Genomic DNA, 23476 nt, shown 5'->3' on the forward strand with positions numbered 1-23476 from the left:
GGCATGTCAGATTTTAGAATCGTCGATAAGCTCCAAAAAATAGATGTAGATATTCAAAGAAATCAATTGAACTATCATGCAAAGCGTGTGCTCGTAAGCAAAGAATTTACCTTCGATGCTGCCCATCATTTACATGATTATGAGGGGAAATGTAAAAACCTGCACGGTCATACGTATCGCGTAATATTAGGACTAAGTGGATACACAGATGAACGCGGTTTGATGATTGATTTTGGCGACATAAAAAGAATATGGAAAGAAAAAATAGAGATTCATTTGGATCACCGTTATTTAAATGAAACGCTTCCACCCATGAATACGACGGCTGAGAACATTGTTGTTTGGATTTACGAAAAGTTGGCTGAGGCCTTACTTGATGAACAAACATATAACGGTGCGCGTGTTGAGTTTATCCAGCTATATGAAACTCCGACTAGCTATGCAGAGGCGAGACGGGAGTGGATGGAAGTTGAGTAAAATACCTGTTATCGAGATTTTTGGACCGACGATTCAAGGTGAGGGAATGGTAGTTGGCCAAAAGACAATGTTTGTGAGAACTGCCGGCTGTGATTATTCCTGTTCTTGGTGTGATTCATCGTTTACGTGGGATGGCAGCGGAAAGCATCTTATTGTCCAAATGACAGCTGAAGAGATTTGGTCTGAGTTGAAACGTCTCGGAGGCAGTGGCTTTTCATTTGTCACGATTTCAGGCGGCAATCCTGCACTCATCCAAAATTTGGAGGGGGTCATTACACTTTTAAAAGAAAATGACATAAAGGTCGGGGTGGAAACTCAGGGAAGTAGGTGGCAAAAATGGATGTATGAGATTGATGAACTGACAATTTCCCCAAAGCCACCTAGTTCTGGAATGACCACAAACTATTCGGTGCTCTCTGATATCTTCGAAAAACTAAAAAATCGAAACAGTAATCACCATGTATCCCTCAAAGTAGTCGTTTTCAATCAAGAGGATTACGAGTATGCTAAACAAATTCACCATAGGTATCCAATGATTCCTTTTTATCTCCAAGTCGGTAACGATGATCTCACGACGACGGACAATTCACGATTAATTACACATTTATTAGATAAATATCATGCGCTGATTGATAAAGTGATGAAGGATGAGGAATTAACAGATGTCAAAGTACTGCCACAGTTGCATGCCCTTGTATGGGGGAATAAAAGAGGGGTATAGTGCCATTACAAAAATGTCTTTAGGAAAAATCTCTAGAAGAGGATTATGATTAACTTGGGACGATGTGAAAGTACAGGATAGGAAGGAAAAAAATCCCTTATGTCGAATAATCTATATAAGAATAGAAAGTATTCTAGATGAGGTGTTCGATTGAATAAAATAAGAACTGAAACAGATAGATTAGTTATTCGATTTCTTGAAGAAGGTGATTATTCTTCTTGGCTAACCCAATATGAAAATCGTTTACCTTCTCAACATAAATACGATCAAGGTAAATTAGATATGAGCATCTGTACGAAAGAATGGTTTCGTGATTTAGTTACTAAACATTATCAAATGGCTGAAGATGACAAGGTCTATGTATTTGGAGTGTTTAGAAAAGAAGATAATACTCATATTGGTTTTATAGACTTTTCGACAATTATGAGGGAAGAATTTCAATGGGCCAGGTTCGGATATACAATTCATAACCAGTTTTGGAGAAAAGGTTATGGGAATGAGGCTGTAAAAGCTTCCTTAGATCTAGCGTTTAAAAAATTAAATTATCATCGTATAGAAGCTCACATAAACCTTGATAATATGGCATCTATAAAGTTAGCAGAAAGTGTTGGAATGGTGTATGAATGCACGAGGAAAGGATTCATATTCGAGGACGACAAATGGACTGATCATCTAGTTTACTTTATAAACGCAAAGTAAGTTTAATAGTAGACAAGAACGATGTTGTTTCTGATACACATTCTCTAAAGAAGATTAATAAGCAATAGATCTTAATAAAACCCCTGATTCTTCTGCTTAGCGTAGAAAAATCAGGGGTTTTAATTTAAACCTTCGATAAGTAACAAAACCCCATTTTCACAAATAATAAAAAATCCTACCATTTTATCTACTTTCCAATCCGTATTTGTGTTAACTTATTATTTAATATGGTTAACACAAATTAGGGAGAATAGGAGGAATAAAATGATCAGAAAGTTTTCTACATATGATCTTGCTCAGATTTCATTGTTAGCTTGTCTTATTATCGTTACAGGCATGTTTAAAATTCCAACAGGTATTCCTGGGTCTGAATTTCAATTATCAGCACCCATTGCAGTTGCGATTGCAGCAGTGTTTGGATTTAAGCGATATTTTCTAGCGGGGATCATTGCAAGTTTAATCTTATTTTTATTAGGTATACATTCGATCTTAAATGTAGAGATCGCCTTAATTTTTCGATTGACTGTAGGACTGCTCATAGTTTTATTTGGGACTTCAATTCCGGTACTTGTTTTGGCAGGTCCAATTGGAACAACGATTGCTAGATTTGGTTTGGCTTTTACGTTAGGGACTCCATTTTTACCGTTATTAGTTTTGGCTATTCCAGGCATGGTAATCACAGCTATTAGTGTTTATCCTCTAACGAAAATGTTATATACAATTAATAGGAAAGTAGCTGGTAAAAATCATGTTAAAAGCGTGTTATAGTATTCGAATGCGTGCGGCTGAAAGAAATCCTGAACTTGGGGAAAAGCATATATCTGGTGGTGAACGGATAGGTAGTAAATCTCAGATAGAGCCAATTGTAAAACAGTTATTGAACAAAGCAAGTAATCATTCACGTGGCGATGCTGATTTTATTCAAATTACCGTTGAAAAAATTGCGCCTGATCAGATTCAGTATATGCCACCCTTAGAAATTACGACAGTTGAGGCGACTTCAATCGAAAAGGCCCATAGTGAAGCAAGAAAGATACTAACCTCATTAGGTGTTTCGGAACATGCACTGAATGTTGCTTTTCATCAACTTAGTAGTAATCAAAATCTCCGTGGGGCAATCATCCTAAATAGTAAAACCGGCATACGGCTTGACGATCGGGGGCAAAAGGGTGTTCGTGTATCACGAATCGATTGGCAAGATGCTGATGGGGACTTTAATGAGCGTGTACGTGAAGCGTTGGCTCTGGCGTCGAAAGTGGCAAATTCTCCGTTTACAATTGCAGAATTATGTTGGTCTGATGATCCAGATTACGTGACTGGCTATGTAAGTAATCGTGACATTGGTTATGTTAGAATTACACCGTTAAAAAGGGAAGGCTGTGAGAGCGGAGGGCGTGCTTTTTTTGTGTCAGATGAAGTTGAACTAGACTCTTATATAGATTATTTAGAAAGCGTACCTGTTCTCATTAGGAGGGATTAACAAATGGATCATTGGTTTCAACGGGAACTACAATTAATAGAAGAGAAAGGATTGACAAGGAAGTTACGTTCGTTTTCAAATGGCAATGAGAGCGAGGTAATCATGAATGGTAAGAAATTCTTGCTTTTTTCATCTAATAACTATTTAGGTCTTGCAACAGATTTTCGGTTGAAAAAGAAAGCATCTGAAGGTATTAGTAAATACGGTACAGGAGCTGGTGGTTCGAGATTAACAACTGGCAATTTCGATATTCATGAACAGCTTGAATCTGAAATTGCGGATTTGAAAAAAACTGAATCTGCCATTGTTTTCAGCAGTGGTTACTTAGCGAACATTGGCGTAATTTCGAGTGTGATGAAGGCAGGGGACATTATATTTTCTGATGCTTGGAATCATGCGAGTATTATAGATGGTTGTCGCCTTAGTCAAGCAAAAACAATTGTTTATGAACATGCGGATATGGTGGATTTAGAGCATAAATTGAGAGAATCACATGGAGATGGAAAGAAGTTAATTGTGACGGATGGCGTCTTTAGTATGGATGGTGATATTGCTCCACTTCCCGAAATAGTTGCGCTAGCAAAGAAATACAATGCTTACATAATGATTGATGATGCGCATGTGACAGGTGTCTTAGGAAGTGAAGGTCGAGGTACCGCTGATTATTTTGGATTGAAAGATGAGATTGATTTTACAGTGGGTACGCTGAGTAAAGCGATTGGTGCAGAGGGTGGTTTTGTGGCGACGTCGTCCATTGCAAAAAACTATTTACTAAATAACGCTAGATCATTTATTTTCCAAACAGGTTTATCTCCAAGTGCGATTGAGGCTGCACGAGAAGGAATATCCATTATTCAAAATGAGCCCGAACGAAGGGAACAATTGCTGAATAATGCTAAGTATTTACGTTTAAAATTGGGGGAATCCGGTTTTGTAGTTAATGAGGGGGAAACACCAATTATAACGCTTCTTATTGGAGATTCCCGTGAAGCTGTGCAATTTTCTGAAAAACTTATGGATGAAGGTGTCTTTATTCCAGCGATTCGACCACCAACTGTGCCAAAAGGGTCAAGCAGGTTGCGGATTACAGTAATGGCTACCCATACAATGGAGCAGCTCAATACAGTCATAAATAAAATGAAGAAAATAGGGAAAGAAATGGGTATTGTATAAAAGGTCATAATATCAAGTTTTAGAGGTTTTGTCAGATAAAGAACTATCAACTGTTAAGATTTTAAAGAAAAATGGATTTGTTGAAATAAAGTCATTTGAATATGTATAGATAAAGAATTAATCGGTCTTTCAAGGAACGAATTTGCCAAAAATACTTGGCGTTGCAGATTCTAATATTGATAATAAAACAATCCTTACAATTGGAAAAGGGATAATAAATGGAAAATCCAATTGCAAGTTCTTATGAAGACAAATGTGTAAATGTAGGTGACGTCTTGGATATTGATTAAGATAAGAAGAAACAGGTATTAGAAGAGTTATTATCATCAAAGGACAATGAAAAAATGATTAAGACAGACGACGTTTCATCTTAGGAGACAAATGTATCAAGTTAGAAATATATTAAAATTAGAGTATGTATTGAATAGTTTTTCAAAACATACTCTTGTTATTTTAATTAAATATTTAATTCCGTTTCAAGAAAAGTTGCTACATCATTCCAATCCTCTATTGGAGAACTTTTTTCATATTCAATAGATCCAAAATTCTCATTAGCATCTGGTTCATCTTCATAAAGTGAAAATTCTCGTATTAACTTGCCATTTTCTATTACTAGTAGCTCTGCGTTAAAATCCTCGTCGTAGTATCCATAAGTAACGGAATTATCCATTGCAAGTTCCATCCAAGATTCATTTGTTAAACCAAAGAACGCTTCTCCTTCTAAGTCTACAAAATATGTCCATCCATTTTCATGTTGTGAAATATGGATTGATTTATCAATTTCCTCATCTATCCAATCGCAATATCTTTTTTTGGCACCTTCTAATGGTAAATTCAATTTAAAACAACATTTTCTCATTTCGATTTAACCCCTCAATTCAAACACGACTACTATTAATTTACAGTTTAACATGAAAGATACTCAACAAAAAAGGTAGCTGGGACAAAACTCGTTCAAAACCTAAAAACGCGAGAAATTAATTTAGAAACGTTGATTTCTCGCGCTTTTTTAATGAAAAATTTAGTGTTTCATGGAGGTAGATGTCGATATTAATCGAAAGTTGGTCGATAAATCGAAAAAGTTAGTCTATAAAAGTTCTCAAGGTAGTAAATCTCCGGAAATATACTGCTATTAACAGAGAAATAGGGTAAAGAAAATAGAATGATTTAGTCAAACAAGAAAAAAGAGAAATCGAATGGCATCGATTTCTCTTTTTTCTTTAATATCAGCTACCAATCTTATTTTTCAAGCTTCGTTAATGTTTTGCCACTCCAACCAAAGATGATTGTTAAAATTGGTCCGAGTAGACAGAAGAAGGTATATGGCAGGTAAGATGTTGTTGGTATATCTAGTACACTAGCAATAAAAATACCACAAACACTCCACGGAACAAGAGGGTTCACTACAGTACCTGCGTCCTCCATGACACGGGATAGATTTTTAGGGGCAAGTCCAACCTTCTCAAATTGTGCTTTAAATGCTTCCCCAGTTAGGAGGATGGATAGATATTGCTCACCAATTAATGTGTTGACACCAATTCCTGTAATGGCAGCGCCTGTAATAACAGAGCCAGCACTTTTAAAGAAACCTTCCACCTTCGATAAAATACTTTGAATAATGCCGAGCGTAAATAATAGACCACCCATTGTTAATGCTAATAAAACTAATGCAATTGTAAATAGCATACTGTTCATACCACCACGTGTCAGTAATGCATCTACGTCCTTATTACCAGTATTAGAGACATAGCCATCAAAAAGCATTTTGAATACATTTGACAGTGCAATCGGTTCTTGTATGTAGGCAAGTCCAACACCAATAATTGAGACGACTGCAAGTGTAATCAGTGCGGGTGCTTTATAAAATGTCATAATAACAAGAACTACAATTGGTAATAATGTATACCAATGAACAAGTCCAGTTGACAGTAAGCCCTCTTTAAATTGCTCAACTGTTTCAAATGAAGTATCTGCTCCTGTTGGCGATAATATTGCATAAAGAACAAATGATATTAAGAAAGCTGGAAACGTTGTCCAACCCATATTTTTAATATGTTCGAAAAGATCTACGCCAACCGTACCAGATGCAAGATTTGTTGTATCCGATAAGGGAGACATTTTATCTCCAAAGAAGGCGCCAGAAACAATTGCCCCAGCTGTAATGGATAAAGAGATGTCCATTGCACCTGCAATGCCCATAAAAGCTACGCCAACGGTCGCAACTGTTGTTAATGAACTACCAACAGAAATGCCGACGATACTACAAATAAGAAATACAATTGCAAAGAAAAAGCTTGGTGAAACCGTTAAAAAACCGTAGTAGATGAGCGTTGGAATTGTACCACCCATAATCCAGCTCGAAATTAAAATACCAATAAAGAAGAAAATAAAAACGGCTCCAAGACCAGCACTTGCACCTGCAACCATACCAGCTTCAAGCTCACGAAAAGGAACTTTTTTTAGTAATCCATAGGCAATTAAAAGTGAAATGACAAGTAAAATAGGTATGTGGGGTGTCGCTTGTAAATACCCAATACTGAACGCCATCGTGGCAATAATTAATAGTATGATGAAGCTTGCCTCGATAAATCGAGGGTTACTTTTTGCTTCAATTCGAAACATGCTAAACCTCCTAACAGTTACTTCTACGCTTCAATGCGGTGAAGCCCAAAAGTATTATAGCACGCTAATAAATTTTGTCAATTGATTGAAAATTCTGTCATGGCGATCGGTACGGTCCCAAACTTTCTTGAAAACCGTATAAGTAGCAACTAGGAAGAGCATAACAAGCATTAGAGGCTTTGTTATAGCTGGGGAAATAAGATGTACGGTGTATGCACCAATTAATGAAATGTATTATGTATGTAAATTTTAACATCAAACAAATGTTAGCATGCTTGTTTCATTATATTGGCCAGTTTGTGGTGATAGCTGTACTTGGCGACAGACCAACATCCATGAGAGTCCTCCGCCACCAACAATCACATTCAAAAAGGGTGCGATAAAACCGAGCACTAAAAGTATTGCGTGTGATAGTAAATCGATGTCCATTTATATAATGACTCACAACCTTCTTTTAACCGGCTCATCGGACGCTCCTAGGAAAGTCGCCCAGTCGGAGCGAAAATCAATGCTTTATATTACTACTAATTGGTAATAAGTAACAATGAAGATTCGACATATTTATGTAAAGAACGTTTACAATTCCTTAACATTAATAAAGATAAAAAAATTGAAGAGAAAAAAGTTTTTACAAGTATTTTTGTTAAAATAAAAGAAAAAACGGTAATATATAAAGAAAAAACGGTAATTTTCATCGTTGAGTTTCCAACGTTTTCAACTTGGAAAAGTACTTAAAAATAAATGTGGCGAATTTTATATTACATTTATGTAAATTCAACTCGTTTTTGTTTAAAAATCTGTAGAAATGTGTAAAGGTTTTGTTATGATGATTGCAGAAATTGATAATATTCATTCAACAGGAGGAACATTATGTTCAACTCAAACAAGCAAGATCCATTTTTTAAGGCGTTATTAAACATTTCTAAAAATGTTAATGAAGGTATTTACTATGCACATAATGCACGTATTCAAGATATTGATGCCTTAAAAGAGATCGCAGACACGATGAAACAATATGAAAAAAGTGGAGATAAATTGATTCATGAGCTTATCGTTATGCTGAATAAATCGTTTATGACGCCTATCGAACGTGAAGATATTTTAGCTCTTGCAAATAAATTAGATGATGTAATTGATGGCATGGAAGGCTGTATTGCTCATTTTGATATGTATAATTTAACTGAAGTTACAGATCCAATGCGTCAATTCCTAACATATATTGCGAAAAGTACAGATGAAATGGTACAAGCAATGGAGCTATTAAATAGTAAAAAGCTTGTAGAAATGCGTAAACATGCGATTCAAATTAAGGACTATGAGCGTGAATGTGATGAAATTTTCCGTTCTTCGATGAAGCAATTATTTATCCAAGAAAAAGATCCAATGCGTATCATCGTGTTCAAAGATATTTACGAACAATTTGAAGATATTGCAGACTGCTGTCAAACAGTAGCAAATACAATTGAAACAATAATTATGCGTAACGCGTAAGATGGAGTGTACGAAATGGATACGATATTACTAATAACAATATTAATCGTTATATTCGCACTTGTGTTCGACTTTATTAACGGTTTCCATGATACAGCCAACGCGATCGCAACTTCTGTATCAACAAGAGCTTTGAAGCCGAGAACAGCAGTATATTTGGCTGCGGGTATGAACTTCATAGGAGCTATTACATTTGTTGGGGTAGCGAAAGCATTGACAAAGGATATTGTTGACCCATACAGCTTGAATGCTTTTGATGGAGATACTACAGGTTCAGTCGTTATTTTAGCGGCATTATTTTCAGCGATAACATGGAATTTAGTAACTTGGTACTTTGGAATTCCGTCTAGTTCATCACATACATTAATTGGTTCTGTGGCAGGGGCTGCCATTGCAGCGGCCGGCTTTGATGCTTTGAACTACAGTGGCTTTATAAAAATCCTTCAAGCGCTTATTTTCTCACCATTACTTGCGTTTGCAGCTGGTTTCTTAATGATGTCGTTATTTAAAGTTATATTCAAGGATATGAATTTATATCGAACGAATAAAGGTTTCCGAACGATGCAAATTGGGACAGCAGCTTTACAATCATTTACTCACGGTACTAATGATGCGCAAAAAGCGATGGGGATTATAACACTTGCATTAATTGCAGGAGGCTTGCATCAAGGTGATGACATTCCTTTCTGGGTACGTTTTGCAGCAGCATGTGCGATGGGTCTTGGTACATCAGTAGGTGGTTATAAAATCATCAAAACAGTTGGTGGTAAGATTATGAAAATCCGTCCAGTAAATGGGGTTGCAGCTGACCTTGCTTCTGCATCTATCATTTTTGGAGCGACATTAATTCACTTGCCAGTATCTACAACACATGTTATTTCTTCATCCATCATGGGAGTAGGAACAGCACATCGTGTAAAAGGTGTTAAATGGGGTATGGCACGAAAAATTGTGACGACATGGGTGATCACAATGCCAATCTCTGCAGTCATGGCAGGAGCTATTTATTTTTTATTAAGTTTATTTTTCTAACATAATGAGGGAATGCACAATTTGCGTGCATTCCTTTTTTGATTTGATTAAATCAGATAGGTAGAGCAACGGAAAGACCGAGCAGAACGACGGAAAGAAATGCAGGCGACGGATAGATCGGTCAGAGCGACGGATAGAGAAGGAAAAGCGACGGAAAGCCAGCCCAGAGCGACGGAAAGAAATGCAGGCGACGGATAGATTGGTCAGACAGACGGATAAAAAAGGCGAAGCGACGGAAAGGACGCACAGAGCGACGGAAAGAAATGCAGACGACGGAAAGGCCGGTCAGAACGACGGATAGAAAAGGCGAAGCGACGGAAAGGCCGAGCAGGACGACGGATAGAAAAGGTAAAGCGACGGATATTCCGGTCAGAGCGATGGAAAGAAATACAGGCGACGGATAAATCGGTCAGAACGACGGATAGAAAAGATAAAGCGACGGATATTCCGGTCAGAGCGATGGAAAGAAATACAGGCGACGGATAGATCGGTCAGACCGACGGATAGAAAAGGTAAAGCGACGGATATACCGGTCAGACCGACGGAAAGAAATGCAGGGCCGGGTAGATTGGTCAGACCGACGGATAAAAAAGGCGAAGCGACGGAAAGGATGCCTGGAGCGACGGATAGAGAAGGCGAAGTGACGGAAAGAAATACAGGCGACGGAAAGATCGGTCAGACCGACGGATAGAAAAGGCAAAGCGACGGATATACCGGTCAGACCGACGGAAAGAAATGCAGGCGACGGAAAGGCTGGTCAGAGCGACGGATAAAAAAGGCGAAGCGACGGAAAGGACGCCTGGAACGACGGATAGAGAAGGCGAAGTGACGGAAAGAAATACAGGCGACGGAAAGATCGGTCAGACCGACGGATAGAAAAGGTAAAGCGACGGATATACCGGTCAGACCGACGGAAAGAAATGCAGGCGACGGAAAGGCTGGTCAGAGCGACGGATAAAAAAGGCGAAGCGACGGAAAGACAGCCCAGACCGACGGATATAAAAGGAGAATCGACGTATAGCCAGATCTATGGTAATTATAAAGAAAGTATAAAGTTCAGAAAAAATGTCTTTTTACATAGTAAGGTTAGTACAGGAGGAAAACAGATGAAAGAAAAGCTATTACTGATTGAGGATGATACGGCGATTGGACGTATTGTAAAGGATACGCTTGAACAAGAGGGTTATCAAGTTACTTGGGCAACAACAGGACTTGAAGGATTAGCTGATTTCCAAGCAGATTCGTTCGATTTAGTGTTAGTCGATTGGATGTTACCTGAGATGGATGGTCTTACGGTTTGTCAAAATATCCGCTGGGAAAGTGATGTACCAATTTTAATGATGAGTGCGCGTAAGGAAGAGGCAGATAAGGTTGAGGGCTTGCAGGGCGCTGATGATTATATAGCGAAACCGTTTAGTTTAGAGGAGTTAAAGGCGCGCGTAGCCTCACACTTACGTCGCTGGAAACGTTATACAAAAAAAGAAATCGCTGAAGATGTTACATCCTTTGCATACGGCTTAAAGATTGATTGGCAAAAGGAAACAGTGCGCCTTGATGATGAAGAGCTTGCTTTAACACAGAAGGAGTTTGCTGTATTAAAACTACTTACGAAAAATCCAAGTCAAACCTTTTCCAAAGAAGAGCTATATCAGCATATTTGGCAACAGGCAAGCGTAGTTGAAACACATACAGTCACAGTTCATATAAAGGCACTACGAGAAAAGCTAAAAGACCCAGTCAAAACCCCGTATTTTATACAGACAGTATGGGGCAAGGGCTACCGCTTTATTGGTGAACCGCTATGAAAATTAAAACTTGGTTACTCATCACTTTTTTCATCGTGATGATTTTACCGATAGCAGGTGCATATAGCCTTTATGTGTGGATTAACGCCTATTATCAAGATAAAAACGTTGCTGAGTATTTCGAAAAATTGACAGAGCTTAATCAGGTAAAATCGGTTCTCGAAAATCCTGTACATTATAAGAAAAATGCGGATAGAAAAGGAATTGAAGCACTAACGAACGATCAGCTCGCTATCACACTTTACTCGAAATCTGGCTTTGTTTTGTATTCCTCAAATCCGTTGAGATTGGAATATGAATCTAGAGAGAGTGTTTTTAAAGGCTTATATGAATTAAAGCAAAACTACAATGCCTTTACTTATAAAGAACCAGTTTATCAAGATGGGGAATTGCTTGGGGTTTATAAAATTCAATTAGTTAGGACGGATTGGGTAAAAGGTGTAGAAAGTCGTTCTTGGCTTGTAATAGCGAGCTCTATACTATTATTTCTTCTAATTTATTTTGCATTAATGATGCTGCTTAACCGTAAATTAAATCGACCGTTACATGAACTGATGCGGCAAATGCGTGCTTTTGCAAAGGGGGAGCATGTGGAATCGAATTTAGTAGCAAGAAAAGATGAAATTGGTGAACTTGCTCAAACCTTTCTTGCGATGCAGGATGAAATAGAAACTGCTCGTACTCACTTAAAAGCTGAACAAGAGCAAAAAGAGCTAATGATTGCAAGTATTTCTCATGATTTGAAAACACCCCTTACAGCTATTCAAGCATATGCTGAGTCTTTACAAAGCAAGGCATTATCAGAAGAACAGCAAGTCGAGTACCGACAGATTATTTTAACAAAGTCTGAAACGATGAAGCATATGTTAGATGATTTACTAATGTACACGTTACTGCAATCTACAAACTATAGTTTAGAACTTATTACAGTAGATGGGGAAGAATTTTTTGAAATGGCACTGTCGGATTATGAGCAGCTAAGTGAGAATCAAGGATTTACACTTGAAGTTACCTGTGACATAGAAGGGCTATATGCAGTGCATCCGAAGCAGCTTCAACGTGTGATCGACAATTTAATAAGTAATGCTTGGCGCTATGGAGAAATAAGTACAACGATAGGTTTAGCAGCCATAAATGCTGGGAAGTGTCCTATATGGTGCTTTGATTTTATGAAGCCAGCACTGGCAAAGCATGATGGTATGTATATTATTGTGCAAAATAGCGGGCAAGGTGTAAATAAAGAAAATATTGAGAAGTTATTTGAGCCAATGTACCAAGCTGATACGGCACGAACAAAGGCTGGGGAGCGAGGTACTGGACTAGGCTTAAATATTGCAAAACAAATAATAGAAAAGCATGGTGGGACAGTAGAGCTGATATCAAAAGAAGGCTATGGAACAGCTGTACTATGCTGGTTGCCACCATTTAAAGGAGAGATTTCATAATGAATTGGAAAAAATCATTACGTGCAGCAGGCTTAGTTGCCGCATTAACGTTTAGCTTAGTAGGTTGTAATACGGAGGGATCATATTCACCACAGGAAATTATTGATCATGCATTACAGGAAACGAAAGAACCACTTGCTTATTACGGTGAATACACAATGGATATGGGCGAGGCTGGTGGAAAAGCTCAAATCAAAGAGTGGACTAAAGATGGTAAACGACGTATTGAGACAACAGCAGAAAATGGTGAGCATAGCATCGCAGTCAACAATGGCTCACAGGTTATGATGTATGATGTTGTTAAAAATACTGTTCATAAAATAGATATTAGCAAAGGCGGGTTAGATGAATTCCCATCACAAAGAGATCAGTTAGAAATGCTATTTAACACAATTAAGGATACACATGATGTGAAAATTGCAGGAGAGGAGAAGATTGCTGGAAGAGATACGTATAAAATTGTAGCGAAAGCTAAAAAAGATGATACTTTAATAGGTGATATAGAAGTATGGGTTGATAAAAAAACATGGGTAATATTAAAAACAATAACGAATAGTGCCGGAAATAAAATGACAACAGAGTATACGAAACTTGATGACAGTGCAAAAATTGATGATGCACAATTTACAATTGATATTCCAAAGGATGCAAAAGTGGAAGATATAAGTGTACCTGAATCTGAGTCAGTAACACTGGATACAGTGAAAGAACAGCTTGGTGAATTTTTAATGGTGCCAGAAGAAAATGGACTAACTTTGGAAGGTATTTCATTAGATAAAGGGATAGAAGATCGTTCAGAGTATACCTTTAATTATTCAAAGAATGATCAGCAAGATATTTCAGTAGCAGTTTTTAAAGCAAATAGTAATGCTACTAAGGTGGAGCCTATTTTTGGTGAAAAAGAAATGGACATCCGAGGTCAAAAAGGTACTGTAATGGATGAGAAAAAATTCCGTAGTATTAGCTGGCAGGAAAACGGCTATCAATACACCATTTTTATTGGAGATTCTGAGTTAACAATTGAAGACCTTGCCGCATACGCAAAACAAATGACCATCGTAAAGTGAGGTGAATTGTATGAAGAGAAATGAATTTATAAAATGTCTCGCATTGTTTTTATTTAGTACAGTTTTTTTATATGGTGTAGGCGAAACATATGACGTTTCATGGCTGCAATTTCATTTCTTAGGACAATACAATGAGGAGGGGTTTTATTTTAGCTTTACTTCTTTAATCCCTATATTTGGAGGCATATTAATTGTTGCATTATATGAGACGATGATTAAGCGACTTATTTAATGTGAGGAATAAGAAAAGCGCGAGAAATCAACGTTTCTAAAATTGATTTCTCGCGCTTTTTAAGGTTTCGACCAGTTATGTCCCATTCACTTTCTTTTTTATCTTGATTCAACTTCAAATTTAAATGCTATAATATGTAAAAACTTTTAGGGAGAGTTGTGAATGGAATGTGAGATTGTAGAAACTGATTATTTTACTTTGCATGCTTTATGTGATGGAATATTTGCTGCGATTGCTAAGCCAGGTCAAGGTGCATGGAGTAATGCGGGAATAATTGATTTAGGTGAAGAGCTTCTTGTCTTTGACTCACTCAGTACTCCTTCTGCGGGGAGAGAATTAAGACGCCAAGCTGAAAGTTTAACGGGTAAGAAAGTAAAGTATTTGATTAACAGTCACTATCACGGAGATCACGTTTTTGGAAATCAAGAATTTTCAGATACAACGATTATTTCTACATATTTAACTGAGAAATTGTGTAATGAAAAAAATAAGGTTGAAGATTATGAGAAGGAAAAGAAGGACATGGATCATTACCTGCTTCAGCTTAAAAATCAAATCGATTCAACAGAAGATAACATTTTAAAAGCAAGCTTAATTAACCAATATCAAGAAATGTCGAAGGTGTTGGATGATTTATCCCAATTACAAATCGTTTTACCATGCCTGTTGTTTGAAGAAAAATTGACTATTTCTGGTGCAAATAGAACAGTGGAATTATATTGTTTTGGCGGAGGACATTCACCTAGTGATACATTTATGTACCTACCTAAAGAAAAAATAGCTTTTATGGGTGATTTGGCGACAGAGGATTTACATGTACCGATCTATAATCCTGAGGAATTTTTGACAATATTAAAGCGAATTAAACAAATCGATATAAATATAATTGTACCTGGTCATGGTCGCGTTGCTACTATGACTTTATGTGATACATTAATTGATTATTTATCTTTCATGATTCAACGTGCAAAAGAGGCTCTTCAAAACAAAATGTCACTTGAAGATTTTATTTGTGAGTTTGATGTACCGAAGGAGTATAAGGAATGGAAGGGAGTAAACGGTATTAAAGCTAACCTTACAACGATATACACATACCTTCATAAAAGCTAACAATCCACTTTTGAAAACGTGGATTTTTTAGCGTTGATGAAATACGGACAATAAAATCTGATTAATGATAATTAATATTGCAAATACATAAGCTAATTGAGTTCGTCCTGTAGCATACAGAGCTATGACTGCTAAAGAAAATATCCCTAATTCAAGCATAATGTGTAAAATACCATCTGCGGGTATCGCTGCTTTGGGTGAACCAAAAGTACCCCAAATAATTGCTACTAAAACAGGGGCTCCAATTCCAAGTAAAAGCTTGAAGAAAATGCCTTTCCCAGTTTGTAGTCCCCAATACCCGAGAGCCATTAACACACAAATCTCTAAGAGAAAGCGAAGAGCTAAATTCAATACCATATTAAACCTCCGAAAAATTGGCTTTTGAAAGGATGAACATAAACGCCGATAAAGTGAATAGAACTGCTGATAAGAATGCTCATCGCTGATAAAACGCCGACCATCGCTGATAAAAGAGTCAAAATCGCTGATAAAACGCCGACCATCGCTGATAAACAGTCAGAATCGCTGATAAACCATCGAACATCGCTGATAAAACCCCGCCCATCGCTGATAAAAGAGTCAAAATCGCTGATAAAAAGCCAACCCCGCCGATACGACCTTAAGCTATTTGCTGTAAATGAGTTTTCTTGAAGGCTTCATCATATTTTAATCCATAGCCTAGTGCACGATCTAAAAATATATGGGCTAGCCAAATAATAGAAGCCATTAGAAGCGGTGTCGATACAGTAACAAAGCCTATAATCAAGAGAATTACTGGGACAACTAAACTATGGCCAATATTGTAGAATAATGCGCCGACTTTCGTGTTGACAATATAGCCTAGCATGCTTATATCAGGTAGTAATAAAAACAATACAAAATAAAGGAACGAAAATTCGAAATGCCAGTAGAAAAATACACTTCCTAAAAATGCTATTAAATATTCCAATGAGATAATTTTACGTAGTTTCATGATGACCACGACCTTCCTGTAATTTGTTATACATATCCTCGATAAGTGAGCCAATGACCATTTTATTTTCCGCATATTTTCCTTCAGCCATTAATGTTTGAGTGATCTGTAAGGATTGGAGTGCCTGCTGATAAAAAAGTAACTGCTGTTCAATGTGAGTGATCTTTGCAGAGAATAGCTGAACCGTTTCTTGATTGCATGAATCTGAAACAGGCTTTTGTTCTAGTGTAAGTAGTTGTTTGATTTCTTGTAATGTGAAGCCGAGCTGTCTTAATACTAAAATAAATTTAATAGTATGTTCACAAGTGACATCGTACACTCGATAGCCATTGTCCTGTTTATTTGGATGTAGTAATCCTTCTTTTTCATAGTAACGCACTGTATCAGTAGATAAATTATATTTAGCTGCAAACTGTTTGATATGCATGTGAGCACCTCCTGAATTTATCCTAACATTGGAGTATGCTCCAAGGTCAATATGATTTATTAAAATTTTTCGGAAATATGTGAAACGGTCATTTATTGGCAGTCGTTTATAGTGTAAGAGGGGGAGGTGGAAGGCATACTTGAGAAAATTATGGATGAACATGCAGAGCATTTATTGCGTCTTGCCTATTTTTACGTGAAAAATAGGCACGCGGCAGAGGATATCGTGCAGGAGGTTTTTATAAAATTTTCTCAGCATGATTATGAGGAACGTGGACAGCTACGTGCTTATTTATCGACATTAACGATTAATAAAAGCAAGGATTATTTAAAAAGCTGGCATTATAAAAAATTAATTTTACAAGAGAAAATATTTCCGGTGAAGGCTAACAAACAGCGCGAAGCACTGATTGAAGCGGAGGAAAGATCACATATTGGGGCAGCTATCTTAAAACTGCCATTATTATATAGAGAGCCAATAATTCTTTACTACTATGAAGAAATGAAAATTGCCGACATAGCACAGGTTCTAGGTATTGCAGAAAACACTGTTAAAACAAGGCTTCGAAGGGCAAGAGAAGCCCTAAAGCCTCATCTAAAGCAGGAGGAATGGGAGGTGCTTGGACATGAATGAATGGCAAAAAGAATTGGTGAAAGTTGCAGGAGATATGGTAGCGAGTAAAGAACGTGTTAAAAAACGTGTCTTTCAGCAGCATGATATTAAACCGAAAAAACCCATTCGTTTCGCGTTATTAACGACGATTGTGACGTTATGCTTCTTTGGATTTATCATAGTGCAACTATTGAATAAAGAAACGAAGCAATCGGCAAACTTGTTTAACGATACACAGCTTGCTCATTTTGAAAATACTATGCGCATTTATTGGGGCGAACAAGACGAGGAGTTTTATACAGAAGAGGCTTATGAAAAATACAAGAAGCTAATGGCCACTTATTATTATGCACAGTCACTAGGTCTTCAATATTCTGAGGCAGAGTTAGAGGCTACGAGGAAGGAGCACTATGACAATCTTACGATGCTAAAACAATTACCTGAATACGCTGATCTTTTTAAAGAGAAGGGAATCAAAAAATATTTTAAGACGTATATTGAGCCACTGTTACCGATGTATACAGCTAAAAAAAAGCTTGGTACCTTTTATTTAGATAAATATCCAACTTTTCCGAATGGTTTGGTACAACAAATTGCCGCCGAAGATGCACTCCGTTATTTTAATAAGCATTTTGCAGAACAGGCAAAAGCGTTTCAGGAGCAACAAGGAATTAAGAATAGTTCAAGTAGTTCACATGGAATTATGTATATAGGTACAGTCATAAAAGTAGAATCCAATGCCTTTCTATTTGTTGAAGGAGCTATTCCAGAAGACTTAGAAATACTTACTCAAGCACAAATTATGAAAAAATATCAAAATGCTACTTGGTATCCGGTAGTAGATGATTTTCCCGTTAAGAAAGGCGATTATGTCCGTTTAGATTCAAAAAGCAATGAATCAATTGAAGAAGGTGGAAAAGTCACACACTACGGCTCATTAAACAATGTGGAGATTTTTGATCCAACAGTTACTACTAAGCTCAACATCCAAAATGAACAGGAAGTCATTCAATTCTTTCATCAAACGGAGTGGCAGCCCCCAGAAGATATGAAAGACCCTCCAGATTATACATTTATGCTAGAGGGAGTACGTGTAGATGTCTGGAATAGTTACGGTCAATCACTATATGTGCATAAGCTGGAATACGGTGCTGTACATTTTAGCCAAAAAAAATCACAAGAGTTAAAGGCGATATTAGGTATTGAAGAATCTTAACAAGTCTCTATTAGAAGAGGCTTGTTTTTGTTAGCAAACTATAGTAATTGTACAGATTGAATAAAATTATTAGGATAAATTAATCATTAAATGTTATTATTAGGTAAAATTTGCTCAGTAATTTGAAAAAAATGAGCCTGAAGAATTGTAATATATTACACATGAAGATAGTATTAAAGAAGTGAGGGGTAATATAAGGAGGGGCGGTATGAACACACAAGAATTTGAAGAATTATGGATTACGCTAAATGAATTATATAACGCAAATCGCTTTTTAGAATATATAGAATTAAGTAGTACTGCAATAGAAAGTGCCATTGCGCTTGGTATGTATAAAAAAGCAATCCTTTTATTACGTTATCGCTGTGCAAGCTATTTTCAAACAGGTGATTTACAAGTTTCCATTAGTGTGCTTGAGCAATATCGTGAATTAACCTTTCAATATGGTGATGATATCGATTTAATCCATCATTATATTTTAGCGTCCATTTACTGGGGGACATTTGGTCATTTAAAGAAATCAGAAGAATTTATGATCAAGGGACTAAATATTGCTGAGCGTATTCAGCATATAGAAAGCATGGGGAAAATTTATAATAATTTAAGTGATTTAGAAATTTCATTGGGAAGTTATCATAAGGCAAAAGAGTTTGCTTTAAAGAGCCTATACTACGCTAATGCTTTTGAGAGGAAGTATGACAATCCTTATACAGGAATTATTCATCCCAAAACAAACTTAGCTATTGCACAAATTTGGTTAGGGGAATTTGATGAAGCAAATGAAATATTGCAAGAGCTGCTGAAGACGGTTCAGAAACCACCATATTCCAAGGTGCAATTGGAGGTTATGAATGCATATGCTTTGTTTTGTGAAAAACAAGGACGCATTGGCGAGGCAATAGATTGGTATCAAAAGTCGAAGCACTATGCTTTACAAAATAATGATTTATCTTTGCTTCAAACCATCTACAATTCTTTAGTGAAACTAATAGAAGAGCAAGGTAACAAAATTGTCTTATGTTCGATACAAAAGGAATATATAAATATTTTACTGGAAATCCAGAGGGAAAATTATACGCATGTGTTATTTGAGATGGAATACAATGACCAGAAGAAGCAATTAGAAAAAACTTCTTATATTGATCCTTTAACGAATATTTATAATCGTCGTTATTTTGATGAGAAGGCAGAGAAAATGGTAGGAAAAGCTTTAACAGAAAATCAGCAATTAGCGCTATTGATGATTGATTTAGACCATTTTAAAACAATTAATGATACAAATGGTCATTTATTTGGGGATGATGCATTGACGATTACTGCAACTACATTAAAGGAATTTTTTCATCGGTTTGAATCGATTGTCGCCCGCTTTGGAGGAGATGAGTTTATTGTCCTTATCCAATTAAAGGAGGGCGAAGCTGTTCAAACGATGGCGGAAAATCTCTATCAAACATTAACTCCTCTGTTCTTAACAATGAATGATGAGGTCGTTCATTTGGAATTCAGCATTGGCGTAAGTACAAATAAAATAGGGCACATTACAGAAGTTGAGGAACTAATTCAAAATGCGGATCAAGCACTCTATACGTCAAAGCGTAATGGACGAAACCAAATAACAATCTATAACCATTATAGTGAAGTGGGAAATAGTAGATAATAGAAAAGGGGCATGCCTAATGTGGTGCTGAACCCCAAAAGTTAGACTTAATTTGGAGAGAAGAAAACTCTCCATTTTTTTCTGTGAAAAAAACTTTTCATTATTGGATTGGGAGTTCGGAAACTCATGAAATTTTTATTTAATTATTTCGATGACTGCATCAAAATATTGCTCCATAAAACTAACTTGCTCCCAAATTTCCTCAACTGAAAATTCTTCATTTGGTAAACCAACTACCCATTTATCCTCGATATCATCATTTCTATGAATAATGGCGACTAAATTTCCAGTAAATGATTCGAGTGGTTCTTGCTTTCTTTTTGAGATGATATATGCATCTTGTTCTTCAGCATCACCACCTATCAGACCAGGGATATAACCATAATTAATTGGGTAAACATTGTTATAATTATCAACGTATCCAATCGGCCTATCTATCGTTACAATTAATTCCATAGACTTCATGTTAAGCAATCATCCTCTCGCGATATTTTAAAGGATTAACACTATTGAGCTTTGATTTTTATCTTTCCTGATTATAGCACTCAAGATAATATCATCAAAAGAGTTTTAACATTGTCTAAAATTAATTAATAAAATTTTAGGTATGTTGATTACGAAAATATATATTGACCCATCTTTAATTGATTACAGGCGTGTTGATTAGGAAAAATAGGTTTATTATTGAGTGGTGAAAAAGATTTTTTCGTTACCACTTTGCTAAAATATCTCCATTTTAACTGATTGTAGCTACGGTCTACTCGACTCCCGCGGGAAAGTGAGTAGACCGTAGCGGAAATCAGCCTCTTCGAATGTATAAAAATGGTTAATCGATACACTTGATGAAATTTATGCAAACGATAATAATATCGTTAAAATGAATAAAAGATTATTGTGAAACGATAAATACTGTGTTAAGTTCTAATTGACAATAAATAGATGAGGTGCTTTTTATGAAACGAGAAACACTCTTTTTAAAGATTGCTGTTTTTCTTATAGGAATTCCGGTTCTTGCTTTGTGTATATTTTGGTTGCCTTGGTTCTCTAATAAAGCAGCAGAGCATTATCCAAAGTTAGCTTATTTACAATATCCCACTTTAATTGGTGTATATGTAACAGCGATAGTGTTTTTCGTAGCCTTATATATGGCTTTAAGACTTTTAAGCTATATTGACAAGAATGAAGCTTTTTCGGATTTGTCTGTTAGAGCTTTAAAAAATATAAAATATTGTGCAATCATTATCAGTAGCATGTATGTGATAGGCATGCCTCTATTTTATCTCATGGCGGATATAGACGACGCACCGGGTATTATTGTAATCGGAATGGTCATTATTTTTGCTTCGTTTGTAATTGCAGTCTTTGCTGCAGTTCTTCAAAAGCTCTTGAAAAATGCCATAGATATAAAATCAGAAAATGATTTAACGGTCTGAGGTGAATAATATGGCAATGATAATTAATATTGATGTGATGCTAGCTAAAAGGAAAATGAGCGTAACAGAGCTTTCGGAGAAGGTTGGAATTACGATGGCTAATCTTTCTATTTTGAAGAATGGAAAAGCAAAAGCGATTCGTTTTTCAACTTTAGAGGCAATTTGCGAGGCATTAGAATGTCAGCCTGGAGATATTTTGGAATACAAAAGAAACGAAGATACTCAAGGATTATAAAATTGGATTGAAAAACCTAGTTAAGAATCTGCTTTATTTCAGCGAATCGTCGTTGGAATTTTGCAGATTCTTTTCTTTAAAAAATTTTTAAAAAAAATGAATCGGAAATGAAGTGACGTCCGTCTGTAGTTTAGAAAGAAGGTGAGGACAACAATGAATATCGAAAAAATTATTGCTGAGCACGGTGACTATTTACTAAAGGTTGCTTATTTATATGTGAAAAATGAAGCAACAGCTGAGGACATTGTGCAGGATGTGTTTATCGCCTTTTATCAAAAGCAGGAACAATTTCGGCAAGAATCATCATTACGTACATATTTAGTAAAAATGACGGTCAATCGAAGCCATGATTATTTGCGAAGCTGGAAAAGCAAACGGCTGGCACTATTTGAAAAAATAACAGGACGTACGACAGCAGTTACACCTGAAAAAGAATTTCTTGCAAAGTCCACAAAACAAGAGCTTGTGGAAGCTTTGTTTACATTATCTATGGCATACAGAGAAGTCCTTATTCTCTATTATTTTGAGGATATGACAACAGTGGAAATTGCACAGCTCGTGTGTTGTCCGGAAGCAACAGTACGCACTAGATTACAACGTGCTAGAAAACAGCTTGCAGTAGCTATCGGTGACTATGATTGGGAGGTGTTACGCCATGAATCAATTTAAAGAAGATGTGCTAAAAGAACTTCAAGATGTAAAACTCTCAGAAGAGCGAAAACAAATGATTGCACAAAAAGCTCGTAGTAAAAGTGAGCGAAGAAAAAGTAATCCGTGGCAATACCGTGTAGTGCTTGCAACGTTTACGATTTTTGTGATTGGTTTTAGTTATTTATTATCGCAGAATAAAGACCAACATACAGGAAGTCATCAGGCTGCGAGCTTAAAACAAGAAGCGGATACATGGAGTATTTGGACATTTTTACAATACGATTTAGTAAAAGGTATATTGCTTTTTAGCTTTTTGGTAGGGATTTCCTTTATTATTAAACGTGTGTTAATCAAAAAGGGATATGGCCTACCGGTGTGTATTGAGTGTGGCGAAACATGGTCAGTGAAGCAATCTCGAAAAATGTACCGGAAAAATGGACAACTCGAATGTCCTTATTGTGGAAAAAAACAATATCGCACAAGAAAATCTATTAACATGGGTGGTATTTTAACATTTCCTATTCCTCTTATGGTTTTTATGCATATAGTTTTTGATAATATTTCAATCGGGACAATTTTCTTTTTAGCTGGTGCTTTTATTTATTATCGACTACTAGCACCATATGTATTTGATTTACAAGAAGATGACCCTATGAACGATCCGCTTTGGTAATTATTTTACTGCCGCACTCATTGTCATGTTCCTGGCAGTTACAGCTCTTCTTCATTTCGAATTATCCAAACGTTATCGCAGTGGACCGTACAGGAACGACGCGAATCGGCAAATACGTGCTGAAACACTCGTTCATGCTTCAAGTGTTAATCGCAACCGGATTCGGACTTGCGCAGCTTATATTTATAAGACTCTTCTTTAAATGAAAAAACGATATGAAAAGCCCCTCCTAATCACTCGGCTAT

The 23476-nt window shown here is 36.5% G+C and carries 27 protein-coding genes; 20 read left to right on the forward strand and 7 right to left on the reverse strand.

Translation table 11 applies throughout. The features are described 5' to 3' along the window. Positions 1-3 precede the first annotated feature (3 nt). From queD to bioF, 6 genes are all read left to right on the forward strand, one after another. Positions 4-477, forward strand: coding sequence for a 6-carboxytetrahydropterin synthase QueD (gene queD, locus QUF91_RS10680; protein ID WP_289417757.1), 474 nt, complete (start codon positions 4-6; stop codon positions 475-477). After that, positions 470-1198: a 7-carboxy-7-deazaguanine synthase QueE gene (queE, locus tag QUF91_RS10685; RefSeq protein WP_289417758.1), complete on the forward strand. Its 729-nt coding sequence runs from the start codon at positions 470-472 to the stop codon at positions 1196-1198. The genes queD and queE overlap by 8 nt, the downstream gene beginning before the upstream one ends. Positions 1199-1348: 150 nt before the next feature. After that, entirely contained in the window at positions 1349-1897 is a 549-nt protein-coding gene (locus QUF91_RS10690; protein WP_285400303.1) for a GNAT family N-acetyltransferase, read from the forward strand. Between the two features lie 264 nt (positions 1898-2161). Further along, positions 2162-2665, forward strand: coding sequence for a hypothetical protein (locus QUF91_RS10695; protein WP_285400305.1), 504 nt, complete (start codon positions 2162-2164; stop codon positions 2663-2665). Beyond that, entirely contained in the window at positions 2646-3377 is a 732-nt protein-coding gene (gene bioW, locus QUF91_RS10700) for a 6-carboxyhexanoate--CoA ligase (protein ID WP_285400307.1), read from the forward strand. Before QUF91_RS10695 ends, bioW begins: the two co-directional genes overlap by 20 nt. 3 nt (positions 3378-3380) lie before the next feature. Next, positions 3381-4550, forward strand: a complete 1170-nt coding sequence (gene bioF / locus QUF91_RS10705) for an 8-amino-7-oxononanoate synthase (RefSeq protein WP_285400309.1) — start codon at positions 3381-3383, stop codon at positions 4548-4550. 457 nt (positions 4551-5007) lie between these two features. Here bioF and QUF91_RS10710 read toward each other — a convergent pair whose 3' ends face one another. Then, complete coding sequence (locus QUF91_RS10710) at positions 5008-5409, reverse strand: hypothetical protein (protein WP_285400310.1); 402 nt, start codon at positions 5407-5409, stop codon at positions 5008-5010. Between the two features lie 380 nt (positions 5410-5789). Next, positions 5790-7172, reverse strand: a complete 1383-nt coding sequence (nhaC, locus tag QUF91_RS10715; protein WP_285400312.1) for a Na+/H+ antiporter NhaC — start codon at positions 7170-7172, stop codon at positions 5790-5792. Positions 7173-8042: 870 nt separating this feature from the next. Here nhaC and QUF91_RS10720 point away from each other — a divergent pair. Both QUF91_RS10720 and QUF91_RS10725 read left to right on the forward strand, forming a co-directional pair. After that, the gene (locus QUF91_RS10720) at positions 8043-8663 is read left to right on the forward strand and encodes a DUF47 domain-containing protein (protein WP_285400313.1); all 621 of its coding nucleotides are present in this window, start codon (positions 8043-8045) and stop codon (positions 8661-8663) included. Positions 8664-8678: 15 nt separating this feature from the next. Further along, complete coding sequence (locus tag QUF91_RS10725) at positions 8679-9695, forward strand: inorganic phosphate transporter (RefSeq protein ID WP_285400314.1); 1017 nt, start codon at positions 8679-8681, stop codon at positions 9693-9695. A 451-nt stretch (positions 9696-10146) separates the two neighbouring features. Here QUF91_RS10725 and QUF91_RS10730 read toward each other — a convergent pair whose 3' ends face one another. Then, the gene (locus QUF91_RS10730; protein ID WP_289417759.1) at positions 10147-10395 is read right to left on the reverse strand and encodes a hypothetical protein; all 249 of its coding nucleotides are present in this window, start codon (positions 10393-10395) and stop codon (positions 10147-10149) included. A gap of 406 nt (positions 10396-10801) precedes the next feature. Here QUF91_RS10730 and QUF91_RS10735 point away from each other — a divergent pair, with 406 nt between their 5' ends. The 5 genes from QUF91_RS10735 to QUF91_RS10755 all read left to right on the forward strand — a co-directional run bounded on the left by QUF91_RS10735 (position 10802) and on the right by QUF91_RS10755 (position 15354). Further along, entirely contained in the window at positions 10802-11500 is a 699-nt protein-coding gene (locus QUF91_RS10735; RefSeq protein ID WP_285395339.1) for a response regulator transcription factor, read from the forward strand. Beyond that, on the forward strand, positions 11497-12945 hold the full coding sequence (locus QUF91_RS10740; protein WP_289417760.1) for a HAMP domain-containing sensor histidine kinase: 1449 nt from the start codon (positions 11497-11499) through the stop codon (positions 12943-12945). The genes QUF91_RS10735 and QUF91_RS10740 overlap by 4 nt, the downstream gene beginning before the upstream one ends. Next, positions 12945-14012, forward strand: a complete 1068-nt coding sequence (locus tag QUF91_RS10745) for a LolA family protein (protein ID WP_289417761.1) — start codon at positions 12945-12947, stop codon at positions 14010-14012. Before QUF91_RS10740 ends, QUF91_RS10745 begins: the two co-directional genes overlap by 1 nt. A gap of 10 nt (positions 14013-14022) precedes the next feature. Further along, positions 14023-14244: a hypothetical protein gene (locus tag QUF91_RS10750; protein WP_289417762.1), complete on the forward strand. Its 222-nt coding sequence runs from the start codon at positions 14023-14025 to the stop codon at positions 14242-14244. A gap of 162 nt (positions 14245-14406) precedes the next feature. Next, on the forward strand, positions 14407-15354 hold the full coding sequence (locus QUF91_RS10755) for an MBL fold metallo-hydrolase (protein ID WP_289417763.1): 948 nt from the start codon (positions 14407-14409) through the stop codon (positions 15352-15354). Positions 15355-15381: 27 nt separating this feature from the next. Here the strand turns inward: QUF91_RS10755 and QUF91_RS10760 are convergent, their stop codons facing one another. From QUF91_RS10760 to QUF91_RS10770, 3 genes are all read right to left on the reverse strand, one after another. Continuing rightward, positions 15382-15711 (reverse strand): YrdB family protein, encoded by a 330-nt coding sequence (locus QUF91_RS10760; protein WP_289417764.1) that lies wholly within the window; start codon positions 15709-15711, stop codon positions 15382-15384. Between the two features lie 262 nt (positions 15712-15973). Further along, positions 15974-16327 carry a DUF4260 domain-containing protein gene (locus QUF91_RS10765; protein ID WP_285395348.1) on the reverse strand — a complete coding sequence of 118 codons (354 nt, stop codon included), beginning with the start codon at positions 16325-16327 and terminating at the stop codon, positions 15974-15976. Further along, entirely contained in the window at positions 16314-16754 is a 441-nt protein-coding gene (locus QUF91_RS10770) for a MerR family transcriptional regulator (protein WP_289417765.1), read from the reverse strand. The genes QUF91_RS10765 and QUF91_RS10770 overlap by 14 nt, the downstream gene beginning before the upstream one ends. Positions 16755-16880: 126 nt before the next feature. On the opposite strand from QUF91_RS10770, the gene QUF91_RS10775 reads away from it, so the two are divergent. The 3 genes from QUF91_RS10775 to QUF91_RS10785 all read left to right on the forward strand — a co-directional run bounded on the left by QUF91_RS10775 (position 16881) and on the right by QUF91_RS10785 (position 20239). Beyond that, the gene (locus QUF91_RS10775) at positions 16881-17387 is read left to right on the forward strand and encodes a sigma-70 family RNA polymerase sigma factor (protein WP_289417766.1); all 507 of its coding nucleotides are present in this window, start codon (positions 16881-16883) and stop codon (positions 17385-17387) included. Further along, positions 17380-18582, forward strand: coding sequence for a hypothetical protein (locus QUF91_RS10780; RefSeq protein ID WP_289417767.1), 1203 nt, complete (start codon positions 17380-17382; stop codon positions 18580-18582). Before QUF91_RS10775 ends, QUF91_RS10780 begins: the two co-directional genes overlap by 8 nt. 208 nt (positions 18583-18790) lie before the next feature. Then, positions 18791-20239 carry a tetratricopeptide repeat-containing diguanylate cyclase gene (locus QUF91_RS10785; protein WP_289417768.1) on the forward strand — a complete coding sequence of 483 codons (1449 nt, stop codon included), beginning with the start codon at positions 18791-18793 and terminating at the stop codon, positions 20237-20239. Positions 20240-20374: 135 nt separating this feature from the next. On the opposite strand, the gene QUF91_RS10790 is transcribed toward QUF91_RS10785, so the two are convergent. Further along, complete coding sequence (locus tag QUF91_RS10790; RefSeq protein ID WP_289420046.1) at positions 20375-20704, reverse strand: inorganic pyrophosphatase; 330 nt, start codon at positions 20702-20704, stop codon at positions 20375-20377. Positions 20705-21192: 488 nt separating this feature from the next. On the opposite strand from QUF91_RS10790, the gene QUF91_RS10795 reads away from it, so the two are divergent. The 4 genes from QUF91_RS10795 (at position 21193) to QUF91_RS10810 (ending at position 23231) form a co-directional block, all read left to right on the forward strand. After that, positions 21193-21672, forward strand: coding sequence for a DUF2975 domain-containing protein (locus tag QUF91_RS10795; RefSeq protein WP_289417769.1), 480 nt, complete (start codon positions 21193-21195; stop codon positions 21670-21672). Positions 21673-21682: 10 nt separating this feature from the next. After that, positions 21683-21907 carry a helix-turn-helix domain-containing protein gene (locus tag QUF91_RS10800; RefSeq protein ID WP_285395355.1) on the forward strand — a complete coding sequence of 75 codons (225 nt, stop codon included), beginning with the start codon at positions 21683-21685 and terminating at the stop codon, positions 21905-21907. A 153-nt stretch (positions 21908-22060) separates the two neighbouring features. After that, on the forward strand, positions 22061-22576 hold the full coding sequence (locus tag QUF91_RS10805; protein WP_285395356.1) for a sigma-70 family RNA polymerase sigma factor: 516 nt from the start codon (positions 22061-22063) through the stop codon (positions 22574-22576). Next, complete coding sequence (locus tag QUF91_RS10810; protein WP_285395357.1) at positions 22563-23231, forward strand: TIGR04104 family putative zinc finger protein; 669 nt, start codon at positions 22563-22565, stop codon at positions 23229-23231. The genes QUF91_RS10805 and QUF91_RS10810 overlap by 14 nt, the downstream gene beginning before the upstream one ends. Positions 23232-23476: the final 245 nt, after the last annotated feature.

Origin of the sequence: Lysinibacillus sp. G4S2 (assembly GCF_030348505.1) — a bacterium.
In the GTDB taxonomy this organism is placed as follows: domain Bacteria; phylum Bacillota; class Bacilli; order Bacillales_A; family Planococcaceae; genus Lysinibacillus.